Origin of the sequence: Pseudoalteromonas sp. AOP7-A1-14 (assembly GCF_052376275.1) — a bacterium.
GTDB lineage: Bacteria > Pseudomonadota > Gammaproteobacteria > Enterobacterales > Alteromonadaceae > Pseudoalteromonas.
The window spans coordinates 1-11,115 of record NZ_JBQSVO010000123.1; the positions used below are offsets into that span (position 1 = coordinate 1).

Consider the following 11,115-nt stretch of genomic DNA (forward strand, 5'->3'; position numbering starts at 1 on the left):
GTAGCAACATGACCCAATTACAACACACACACTCTCAAGCTCAAGTGGTTGAGCTAAACCAAGAAAGTATCGCAACATTACCAAGTAGCGTAGATGTGCCTACTTACGACCGTAGCAAAGTTAAAGCAGGGATTGTACATATTGGTGTTGGTGGCTTTCACCGGGCACATCAAGCGACGTACATTAATGAGCTACTAAAAACTCCAGGCAATGAGCAATGGGGAATATGTGGTGTAGGGTTACTTGAAGCTAACCGTGATCTGCGCGACATATTACACAAACAAGATAACCTATATACACTCACGGTACGTCATCCAAATGGTAGTGTTAATAATACGGTTATTGGCTCTATGGTGGAGTTTTTATTCGCACCTGAAAATAAACAAGCTGTGATCAATAAAATGGCTCATAGCGATACAAAAATAGTGTCGTTGACGATTACCGAAGGCGGTTATAACTTTCATCCAGCGACTGGAGAATTTGATTACACAAATCCAGATATAATCCATGATATAGCGAATCCAGAACAACCCATAACCGCATTTGGATATATCACAGCTGCACTAAAACTTCGTAAAGAGCAAAACTTAGCGGCATTTACAGTTCAGTCGTGCGATAACATTCAGCATAACGGCCATGTTACGCGAAAAATGTTGTTAGCATTTGCACAAAAGCAAGATGCCGAATTAGCACAATGGATTGAGCAACATGTTGCCTTTCCTAATGCCATGGTTGATCGTATTACGCCTATTTCAAAGCAATCAGATATTGATTATGTGACCCAAGCGTATGGCATAAATGATGGCTGGCCAATTACCTGTGAGTCATTTACACAATGGGTAATAGAAGATGATTTTAGTGATGGTCGTCCAAATTGGGATAACGTAGGTGCACAGTTTGTTAGTGATGTGACCCCATTTGAAAAAATGAAAATACGTCTGCTCAATGCTGGCCACTCGGTACTTGGCTTACTCGGTTCGATTCATGGTTATAGCACAATTGATGAAACCGTCTCTGATCCATTATTTGCAAAATACTTACGTGCATTTATGGATTTAGAAGTCACGCCATTGCTTGAAACACTACCAGGTATTGAGCTCGATAATTATAAAGATATATTAATAGAGCGCTTTTCTAACCCAAATATTAAAGACAATTTAGCGCGTATTTGTTCAGAAAGTTCAGCTAAGTTACCTAAGTTTTTAATTGCCAGCATTAGTGAAAATCTAGCACAAAACCGTAACGTATCTTTAGCTGCCTTAGTAATAGCGAGTTGGTGCTTATACAGTGATAAAGGTATGACAGAACAAGGGCAAGCTCTTGATATTCAAGATGCTATGGCAAAAGAACTTAATCAAGCTGCTAAACTAACAGCAACAGAACCGCTATCGTTTATTGAGGTTGAAAGCATTTTCGGTGATTTGGCGAAAAATAAAGAATTTGTTCTTGAATACACATCTGCAATTGCTGCTTTATACACACCAAATAGCCAGATCAAAAGTGTTATGAACGCCACATTAGCCGCAAAAGAGGGCATGTAATGAGCATATTAATTGATCATAAAGCTGCGGCAGATATTAGCATAAGCTGTTTTGGTGAAGTGCTATGGGACTGTTTTGATTCGGGTAAACGTTTAGGTGGTGCACCGTTAAACATGTGTGTACGTATTAATTCACTTGGCATTAAAGCAGACATGATAAGCGCTGTAGGTGATGATGAGCTTGGTAAAGAATTACTAAATGAAATTAGCGAACAAAGTGTTAGCTGTACTTATATAGCCGTTAACGACAGTAAAAACACCAGCACGGTTGAAGTAACACTCGATAGCAGTGGCTCTGCTAGCTACGAAATTGTTGCTGATACCGCATGGGATAATATATCCATTACTGATGAGCTACTAAAAAAAGTTAGCTCGGATGATGTATTTGTATTTGGTAGCTTAATTGGCCGCAGTGCTCCTTCGCTTGCTACTTTGCAGCAATTACTTGATGTGGCAAATTTTAAAGTATTTGATGTGAATTTACGTGCGCCGCATTATCAGCTTGATACCTTAATTGAATTAATGAACCAAGCTGATTTCATAAAATTAAATGACGACGAGCTTTATGAAATCGCCAAAGCAATGGGGTGTAAGTATCATTCCCTTGAACAAAACCTCGCTTTTATTGCCAAGCAAACAAATACGCAATATTTGTGTGTAACAAAAGGCAGCCACGGTGCGCTTCTTACTATTAAAGGTGTTAATTATTATAACTCTGGCTATTTAATTAGTGTGGTTGATACTGTTGGTGCAGGGGATTCGTTTTTAGGTTCGTTGATTTATCAACTTTGCAGCAGTGATGACGCACAGCACAGCGTTGATTTTGCGTGTGCAGTAGGTGCTATGGTTGCTGAAAGTCATGGTGCGACACCGAAACTGAGCCATCGACAAATAAATGAGTTTATGGATCCTGCATGATCTCAGTTTAATCAATAAAAAAGCGGTCTTTAAAAACCGCTTTTTTATTGTCTGCTACTTTATTCCTGATAATAAAGTGAGGGACTTCATACCTCGAATTGATATTATCAGAAAGTCTTATTGTAGACTGAAGCAGTGTCTGCTAACTTGCGACGATTATTAAATGGGTTAACGTGCTTATTTTACCCAAACAAAGAGAAAATGTGCTTTATGATTATCTTTTTTATCTGTTTGACGATTTTAATTTTAAGTTATAAATTTTATAGCCCTTTTGTCGAAAAACAAGCGGGTATAGATCCAACCGCGGCTACACCGCAAACGCGTTTTAGTGAAGGTATTGATTATGTACCAATCCACCCTGTACGCGCTTTTTTAATTCAATTTTTAAATATTGCCGGTGTCGGTCCAATTTTTGGACCTATCCTTGGTGCGCTATACGGGCCTATTGCTTTAGTATGGATAGTGCTCGGTAACGTACTCGGTGGCGCAGTGCATGACTTCTTCTCTGGTGTAATGAGTATTAAAGAAGATGGTAAAAGCCTTCCAGAAATAGCTGGTAAGTACTACAACGTTGTATTTAAAGGCTTTATGCTTGTATTTACCGCGATGCTACTGTTTTTTGTAGGTGTTGTTTTTATTACCAGTCCTGCAGGTTTGCTCAGTAATTTAGATGTATTCAAAGATACCTTTTTAGCGAATAATACCTTTTGGGTATTGGCTATTTTAGGCTATTACCTTTTAGCGACATTACTACCAATTGATAAAATCATCACTCGGCTTTATCCTCTATTTGGTTTGTTAATGATAGTGATGACCACGTTAATTGCAATTGCTTTATTAATTGATGCCCCACATTTACCCGTAGCAGGTGACTTTTTAGCTTATTTTGAAGCTGATCATGCTCATGATTTTTTGACACCTAACCCTGATGGCTTACCCACATGGCCGCTGCTGTTTGTAACTATTACCTGTGGTGCGATTAGCGGATTCCATTCAACTCAAGCGCCTATTATTACCCGTTGTTTAACGAACGAAAAATATGTGCGCCCAGTTTATTATGGCGCAATGATGTGTGAAGGTATTGTAGGTTGTGTATGGGCACTTGCTGGTATTGCTGCATTCCCAGATGGATATGCAGAATTAAAAGCATTACTTGACCAAGGCGGTCCTGGCTTAGTGGTAAATCATGTAGCGAGCAGCTATTTAGGTGTATTTGGCGGTATTATGGCAATTATTGCTGTAGCTGTTTTCCCTATCACTTCAGGTGATACTGCGTTTCGCTCATTACGTTTAACAATGGTTGATGCTTTTAATATCCCACAAAGCTTACGTAACCGCTTGTTATTAGCTGTGCCAATTTTAGCTATTGCATTCTTTATGACTAAGCTCGATTTTACACTTATATGGCGCTACTTTGCGTTCTCAAATATGTTGCTATCAACCAGTGTGTTATGGCTTGCTACTAAGTACTTATTTGACCGTGGTGCTGTTCATTGGATCGCCAGTATCCCTGCGGTAATTGCAACAGCGATTACGGTTTCATACATCATGACAGCGGAAATTGGCTTTAACTTATCACCTAAGCTTGGTCAGCCAATTGGTGCTGTGGTTGCAGTGATAGGGTTTATTGTATTAGTGATTGTTCATAAAAAACATCATAAGCAAGTCGCATAACTAATTGTTTATTTGCAAAAAAAAGCGAGCTTATAGCTCGCTTTTTTTATGTATGTTAAATATTGAATTTAGCTTTCTTGCTTATATACCGCTAGTGGATGCGAAGTACTTAAAGATACGTGAACTTTATCGCCAGGGTTTACTACCACTTCGTGACTAATACGGCTAGTTATAACTGTTTTACAGACAAGCTCTACAGCGCATAAACGGCTACCGCCTTCAAATCGTACCCATACAACCACGCCATTATTATCCGCATCGCCTTGCACAAGTAATACGTCATCAGGGCGTAGTAATACATCGACATCGACATCGCCTTGCTGACAATCTACGGCAAGCGCGGGCACACTACCAATATTAGTGATTGCTTGACCTTGTGCGAATTTGCCTGCAATGAAGCTTGCTTCACCTAAAAAGCGCGCTACAAAGCGATTTTTTGGCATGCTAAAGCAGTTTTCAGGTGAGTCAATTTGTTGAATCTTTCCGCCTTTGAGTACCCCAACACGGTCACCTACTGAGAGTGCTTCTTCTTGGTCGTGGGTTACCCAAATAGCAGGTACACTGGCTTTTTTGAGGGCGTTACGAATATCCCAACGCAGCATATCTTTGAGTGCAGCATCTAAGTTTGAAAGTGGCTCATCAAGTAATACAAAATCCGGTTGGTGGGCAAGTGTACGAGCAAGGGCAACCCGCTGTTTTTGTCCGCCAGACAGTGTGGCAGGCTTTTTATCACGAAAAGCATCAAGACCAAGTAAGGTGATCCAATGATCTGCAACAGCAGTGTCTTTTAACCGAAAACAAATATTTTGCGTTACCGTTAAGTGAGGAAATAAGGCAAAGTCTTGAAAAACCATACCGACACTGCGCTTTTCTGGTGGTACATTGAGCTTAGGTGATGCGCGCCACTTACCTAAACTTACTTCACCTTCACTTATTGGGATAAGCCCGGCAAGTGCTTGTAAAATCGTGCTTTTACCACAACCCGTAGGGCCAACAAGCATTAGGATTTCACTTTTATCAAGTGCTAAATCTAGCTCGCTTACTACACGGTTGCTGCCGTAATCTATAGACAACTTACTTACAGATAGCATTTGTTTTTAAATCCTCAATGTTCGAACTGGTTTCGCTTCTCGCCAGACAACATAATAGCTAAGCCACACGCAGAAATCACTACCAGTAGCAGACCAGGAACTGCTGCGCGGCCAAAATAACCCGCTTCGTAAACGCGCCATAAGTAAGTAGAGAGTGTTTCGAATCCTGTTGGGCCAAGAAGCAAAGTGGCTTCTAATTCTCGCATTGATTCTAAAAATACCAATGCAGCACCAGCGATTATGCCGCGCATAGTTAACGGTAATGTTATACGCATAAATGCTTCTCGGGGGCTTGCACCCAGCACTCGTGCTGATTTGACTAAACTTGAATCAAGGTGTTCGGTACTAGTACGTATTGACCCTACCGCTAAAGGTAAAAATCGTAGCACATAAGCAATAATTAACAGCCCTAAAGTTTGGTACAAAAAGGGTAATTGTAAGCCGCCATAAACCAGTGTGGTGCCCATCACTACGCCAGGAATACCAAATCCAAAGTAGGTAACTCGCTCCATAATACGACCCGCTTTGCCTGTTAGTGCTGCATGAGCAACAGGAATAGCAACAATAACGCCCACAACAGCAGCAATAGCTGATGCGTAGGCTGAGTTCCATGCAATGCTAAAATCAAATGAGCTAACACCATCGCGGACAAGCCATAACGAAAATATAGCTAACGGTAAGCCAATCGCTAAAAATAAAATAGGGGCAAAGGTTAAAAATATCAAGCTGAGTTGCCATTTTTTAGGGAAGATAATTAACGGCCGGCCTTGGCGTTCGCTGGCGGTTTTAATATTTGACTCTATAAATAATAAAAAGCCCACAATAACCATCAATTGTAATGACAACATTGCTGCGCGATCTAAGCCCATTGAATTGTATTCTACATAAATGACTCTGGTAAAGGTATCTAGGCGCATCATGGCGGGGGTACCAAAATCAGACAAAGTGTATAGCGCAACCAATAATGAGCCTGCGGCAATACCATTAACTACACGGGGTAGGATGACTCTAAATACACTTTGTGTCATAGACATACCAAGTGTACGCGCCGCATTAACCATGCTTGAATCAAGGCTGAGCAGTGATGCGCGTGTTGTTAGCATCACAAAGGGGAACGTATAAAGTGTCATAACAATAGTTGCCCCCATAAGGCCATGCATTGAGGGGGGTTCAAAACCGAGGAGGGTATTTATTTCGCCTCCGCGGCCAAATGCAGCATAAAGTGTAAAAGCACCAATGTAACTAGGAATAGCAAGCGGTGCGGCAAACACCACCAACCATAGTTTTTTAAAGGGTAAGGTTACATAAGCACTAATAAACGCCAGTGGCACACCAATTAATATTGACCCTAATACCGTTAAGACCATTAGTGATAGGGTGTTACCTAATACTTTTAAGTTGTGGGTATCAAATGCTGAACTGGTATCGCCCGCTAAGGTTATTAAAATATAAATAGGAGTTAACGTAATGAGCGCTGCAAGCAGCGCCATTGGGTATGACACAGGTAGTCGCATTACAGTACGCCGCTGTTACGCATCAAATCAATAGTTGGACGTAAATCGGCTAACTTGGTTAAATCCACTTTAGGCGGCGAAACATCTGTTAAAGAGGGCAAACCTTCTGGTTGCGTAATACCATTAATTAAGGGTATTTCATAAGCTTCGCTAGCTAAATAACCTTGTACTTCTTTACTGAGTAAATAGCGCATAAAGTTAGTTGCCAGTGGGTCATCATTCAAAGCTAAAATGCCTGATGCGTTCACTAAGCAACCTGCATCTTGCTGGGTAAAGGCTAAATCAAGCTTTGCATCTGGTTTACCTGATTTAAGGCGCAGAGTGTAATAGTGATTAGCAAAACCAATATCAACTTCGCCACGCTCAACCCCCATAACAACTCCAAGTTCACCAGCGTAAGTTTTAGAGCGCTTTTTCACTTTTTTAAGCCATTTGGCGGTTTTGTCATCGCCTTCCAGTATGCGCATGGCAGTAACAAATGATTGGAATGAGGCATATGCAGGCGCCCAACCAATGCTTAAGTCACTGTCGGCAATCTCCATAATACTGGTGGGGACTTGCTCTTTCGTTAATCGCGAGGTGTTATAAGGCAAAGTACGAATACGCCCTGTAACAGGCGTCCACTCTTTATAACGAAACTGCGGTTGTAACTGTGAAGATAAGTCTTCAGGGATTGGTTGTGCTAGGCCTGCATCAGTTACTAAACCGATTGCACCAGAGTCTACCGCCCAAAATAAATCAGCTCTTTGCACCCCTGCTTTGGACTCAGCCACAATAGTATTAGCTAATGCTGCTGTAGGACCGCGACGAATACCAAGCTCTAAGTTAGGGTTTTTATCTTGAATTGCCTGTAGCACATTCTCGTACAAACCACCCTCACCACGGCCTAAATATAAGGTAAGCTCACCTTCAAGTTTAGGTAAGTCATCAACCGAGATTGGATTGGCTATTTCGCTGGCGAGTGCGCGAGAAAGAGGCAGTGGTAATGCACCAATTGCCCCTAACGCAGCTAAGCCTTGTATAAAATTCCTACGCTTCACTTAAAATACATCCTTACGTTCTTCTTCTGCTTTTTCAAGTAACACTTTTGCGCGGTCTAGTTTAGTGTGCATATCAGAAACTACTTCGCGAACTTCATTAACGCTTTTATCACCTGAAATGGCTTTTGGTAGTGTTACGTTAAAATCTTTTTCCAGAACTTCAACCAGATTGGCATCTTGTTCAATAAGCGTGCCTTCTACGCCTTCGAAAAGATGTAGGTAAGTGTCGTGTACAATATCAGTCGCTTCGCTGTTTAAACGTTCAGCATATTTAGCAACAACACGATCAAGCTTATGTTTAATTTCATCAATGGTGGCACTTTGTGTCATCATTTTAGTGGCTGTGGCTTTAACGTTTTCTAACAAGCCTTTTTGCTGAAATTTTGCAGCAAGCTTAACAGCCCCAAGACCTTGCCACAAGGCGATATTCATGGCTTTTTGCTCTTTACGCACATCAACAGCAGGTTTATTACTATCAATGGCTGTTTTTATACCATAAATACCTTGCCAGATTGAGGCGTATACAGGCACTAAATTGGTTTCAATGGCGCTATGGAACTTAACCGATTCCCAATATTCAAGTAAATCATCACTGTTTACAGATTTTGCACCCTTGCTTTCGTAGTCGCTTACCATAGTATCGACTTTATTAACCATCCATTCTACTTCTTCAGAGTAATCTTTCATGTTTTCTTGTAGGTGATTTACGTGTTCACCAATAGGGCCATTAGCAAATACAGGCTGCGCCACGAATGATGAGGCTACTAAAAGGCTGACGCCTACGGTTTTTACTGATTTAGATAATAAATTCATAGTAAGGATGATCCGAAAGGTTATTGTAAATGATAGCGATTATCATATCCGTAAAAGTGACTAAAATCAATATACCTAAATTTAGATTGAAACACCCGCTATATATGACCTTAGCGTGGTTTCTGTGTTTTTAGCGAGGTTAAAATGAGCGCTGACTATTGAATCCCAGTGATACACTTGATGTATAGTTTGATTTTTAAGCTAAAGTAACAAATAAAGACATTTATTTTTAAGTGATAGGTATAATAGTTAATGTATTAAGTAAAATAAGCGATTACTAATGAGGAGCATAGAGTGTCGTCATTTAATGTTCAACAACTGATTAAAAGTAAGCAAATAATTTTGTTTGACGGTCAGTGCAAGTTATGTAACGCGTGGTGTAACTTTATTATTAAGCATGACAAAAAGCTGTGCTTTAAACTGTGTAGTGTGCAGTCTGATAAAGGGCAAGCAATACTTAATTACTTTAACTACCCAATGGATAATTTCAAAACCATGATTTACGTTCAGAGTGACGTATGTTTAACCCAAAGCGATGCAGTACTTGCTATAACAAATCAACTTGGCTGGCCTTGGCGAGCCGCTAACATAATGCGCTTAATACCCAAACGCCTGCGCAATTGGGTATATGACCGTATTGCGTTTAACCGCTATCGCTTATTTGGTAAGCTCGATTATTGCCGTTTGCCTAAAAGTAGCCATGAACAGCATTATCTGTAAATAAGTGATAAAATTAACAGAGTTTAATTTAGGTAGAGATAAATAATGGCCAGCACTGCCCACGCATTACATATTTTGGTTAAGCATAAAGAACTTGCCGAAGACATCATAAAACAGTTAAAAAAAGGCGCTAAGTTTCAAGTGCTCGCAAAAAAGCACTCATCTTGCCCATCGGGTAAAAAAGGCGGTGACTTGGGTGAATTTAAACGCGGTCAAATGGTTCCTCAGTTTGATAAAGTCGCTTTTAATAGCGAAATACTAGAGCCGCATTTAGTGAAAACGAAGTTCGGCTGGCATGTAATTAAAGTACTGTATCGAACTTAATAATTAAGTTGCCAAAAGGAAGTTAGCAATCTGATCTAGTCAATAAATTTATATTGTGTCTGAGAGGTCGTAATGAGCGAATTACAGACATTCAAAGTCTTGACGTAAAAATAATCAATTCTCGTTATGTAATTTAAACGGCTTCTCGTTAAAACTTTCATAAAAATTCAAGCTGTTAATTTTCAGGCGATTTATAATGTGTGTTCTCATTATGCAATTTTATGCATTCTCGATTAAGTAAATTCTCGGTTATAGAGTAGTCAAAACAATTGTAATTCCTTGTAGCTATGTGTAAATTATTAATAATTGTATTTTGATAATTCTGGCGATTGGCACATTGAGTGTTAACGGGAATTCTCGGTAATACGCTGTTATGTTGCTTATTGCGGCACTGTCGTTGCTTTGTCGTTACTTTGTCGGGTTGTTTTCGTAACCGATAACTCTATTATTTAGGCATTGTTACCACTCAGAGTAACGAGGAGTAAACAATGATAGTAAAAAAATTAAGAGTTAAGAATAAATGGTCTCAAGAACAACTTGCGACAATGAGTGGGCTTAGTGCTCGAACTATCCAACGTGTCGAAAGTGGGCAAAGCGCCAGTTTTGAAACTCTTAAATCTCTCGCCTCTGTATTTGAAATTGATATAAATAAACTTACAGAGGAAATAACAATGATAGATAAAACAACTGAAAACTGGAAAGCACAACCTTGGTGGTTTAGGTTTGGTTTCTTGGGTATGTCATCAAGAAAAGCTCAACTATGCTCTGAATTTGCTTTTATAGTATTAGGCCTCGCTGCCTTTGTATATTGGGATGATAAATTTGCAGGGACTTGCCTTGTTATCTGCGGTTATTATACTAGTTGGCTAATTAGATACGGTGATAAACAAGACGTATGGTAGAAAAATCAACATAACAAGCCACTAAAGCAGGACAAATAACAGTTGGTTTTTGCTCCTGCGTCGCTTATTTTAACCAACTATTATTTGCCCCTTAGTGGGGCGTTGGTATGACTCCCACTGTCAAGTTAAACGCACTGATCCTTGCCTAACTTTTTAAGCCATAATTACTTCAGCTCGAATTAGAGCGAGTTAATACATAGGATGAAGCAAGTAATGTCGTCGGTCATCGTGCTGATATTCGTTGGTTATTACTATTTCTAGTAACAGAGCAGACCTTACTTATTTCGTCGTGGCACCTGTCCTATGTTCGTGGTGCAATGCAGCGTTAGCTGCATTGCCATCCTAACGCCGTCGGTGGTTGTGCCACACCCGGTGCTTGATCCCATGCATTAACTCTAATTCGTTTATCATGCAGGTACTCTTGCCAATCTCAGTTTTGTATTCACTGGCGTAAGCACCACTTCTTTTGCTATTGCTCATATGTATGCAATCATTTCTCGGGCAATGGCGGTGACAACTAGGTTGTAATGTTTCCCTTTGGCTATTATTTCTTTATAGCGCTTGCAGAGCCTAAGTTGC

General features: G+C 40.1%; 10 protein-coding genes and 1 pseudogene. 6 read left to right on the plus strand and 5 right to left on the minus strand.

Features of this window, described 5'->3' with window-relative positions:
• Positions 1 to 8: 8 nt before the first annotated feature.
• From ACT3RM_RS15215 to ACT3RM_RS15225, 3 genes are all read left to right on the plus strand, one after another.
• Positions 9 to 1,541, plus strand: coding sequence for a mannitol dehydrogenase family protein (locus tag ACT3RM_RS15215; protein WP_441995220.1), 1,533 nt, complete (start codon positions 9 to 11; stop codon positions 1,539 to 1,541).
• Positions 1,541 to 2,458, plus strand: a complete 918-nt coding sequence (locus ACT3RM_RS15220; protein ID WP_441993717.1) for a carbohydrate kinase family protein — start codon at positions 1,541 to 1,543, stop codon at positions 2,456 to 2,458. Before ACT3RM_RS15215 ends, ACT3RM_RS15220 begins: the two co-directional genes overlap by 1 nt.
• Positions 2,459 to 2,668: 210 nt before the next feature.
• Positions 2,669 to 4,132 (plus strand): carbon starvation CstA family protein, encoded by a 1,464-nt coding sequence (locus tag ACT3RM_RS15225; RefSeq protein WP_441836147.1) that lies wholly within the window; start codon positions 2,669 to 2,671, stop codon positions 4,130 to 4,132.
• Positions 4,133 to 4,200: 68 nt separating this feature from the next.
• Here the strand turns inward: ACT3RM_RS15225 and ACT3RM_RS15230 are convergent, their stop codons facing one another.
• Genes ACT3RM_RS15230 through ACT3RM_RS15245 form a run of 4 tightly spaced genes read right to left on the minus strand, consistent with a single transcriptional unit; the run spans position 4,201 to position 8,590 of the window.
• A complete protein-coding gene (locus ACT3RM_RS15230; protein ID WP_441836148.1) occupies positions 4,201 to 5,223 on the minus strand; it encodes an ABC transporter ATP-binding protein in 1,023 nt (340 codons plus the stop codon).
• 14 nt (positions 5,224 to 5,237) lie between these two features.
• A complete protein-coding gene (locus tag ACT3RM_RS15235; protein WP_441836149.1) occupies positions 5,238 to 6,737 on the minus strand; it encodes an ABC transporter permease in 1,500 nt (499 codons plus the stop codon).
• A complete protein-coding gene (locus ACT3RM_RS15240) occupies positions 6,737 to 7,777 on the minus strand; it encodes an extracellular solute-binding protein (RefSeq protein WP_441836150.1) in 1,041 nt (346 codons plus the stop codon). Before ACT3RM_RS15240 ends, ACT3RM_RS15235 begins: the two co-directional genes overlap by 1 nt.
• Complete coding sequence (locus ACT3RM_RS15245; RefSeq protein WP_441836151.1) at positions 7,778 to 8,590, minus strand: hypothetical protein; 813 nt, start codon at positions 8,588 to 8,590, stop codon at positions 7,778 to 7,780.
• Positions 8,591 to 8,884: 294 nt separating this feature from the next.
• Between ACT3RM_RS15245 and ACT3RM_RS15250 the strand changes: the two genes are divergently transcribed.
• The 3 genes from ACT3RM_RS15250 (at position 8,885) to ACT3RM_RS15260 (ending at position 10,536) form a co-directional block, all read left to right on the plus strand.
• Positions 8,885 to 9,310: a thiol-disulfide oxidoreductase DCC family protein gene (locus ACT3RM_RS15250; RefSeq protein ID WP_441836152.1), complete on the plus strand. Its 426-nt coding sequence runs from the start codon at positions 8,885 to 8,887 to the stop codon at positions 9,308 to 9,310.
• 45 nt (positions 9,311 to 9,355) lie between these two features.
• Entirely contained in the window at positions 9,356 to 9,634 is a 279-nt protein-coding gene (gene ppiC, locus ACT3RM_RS15255) for a peptidylprolyl isomerase PpiC (RefSeq protein WP_441836153.1), read from the plus strand.
• Between the two features lie 488 nt (positions 9,635 to 10,122).
• Entirely contained in the window at positions 10,123 to 10,536 is a 414-nt protein-coding gene (locus ACT3RM_RS15260; protein ID WP_441836154.1) for a helix-turn-helix domain-containing protein, read from the plus strand.
• A gap of 407 nt (positions 10,537 to 10,943) precedes the next feature.
• Here the strand turns inward: ACT3RM_RS15260 and ACT3RM_RS15265 are convergent.
• Positions 10,944 to 11,115: pseudogene (locus ACT3RM_RS15265) on the minus strand (IS110 family transposase); the annotation flags it as partial.

Coding starts and splice junctions, on each gene's coding strand:
- ACT3RM_RS15215 (WP_441995220.1), top strand. CDS start 9: ATGACCCAATTACAACACACACACTCTCAAGCTCAAGTGGTTGAGCTA.
- ACT3RM_RS15220 (WP_441993717.1), top strand. CDS start 1,541: ATGAGCATATTAATTGATCATAAAGCTGCGGCAGATATTAGCATAAGC.
- ACT3RM_RS15225 (WP_441836147.1), top strand. CDS start 2,669: ATGATTATCTTTTTTATCTGTTTGACGATTTTAATTTTAAGTTATAAA.
- ACT3RM_RS15230 (WP_441836148.1), bottom strand. CDS start 5,223: ATGCTATCTGTAAGTAAGTTGTCTATAGATTACGGCAGCAACCGTGTA.
- ACT3RM_RS15235 (WP_441836149.1), bottom strand. CDS start 6,737: ATGCGACTACCTGTGTCATACCCAATGGCGCTGCTTGCAGCGCTCATT.
- ACT3RM_RS15245 (WP_441836151.1), bottom strand. CDS start 8,590: ATGAATTTATTATCTAAATCAGTAAAAACCGTAGGCGTCAGCCTTTTA.
- ppiC (WP_441836153.1), top strand. CDS start 9,356: ATGGCCAGCACTGCCCACGCATTACATATTTTGGTTAAGCATAAAGAA.
- ACT3RM_RS15260 (WP_441836154.1), top strand. CDS start 10,123: ATGATAGTAAAAAAATTAAGAGTTAAGAATAAATGGTCTCAAGAACAA.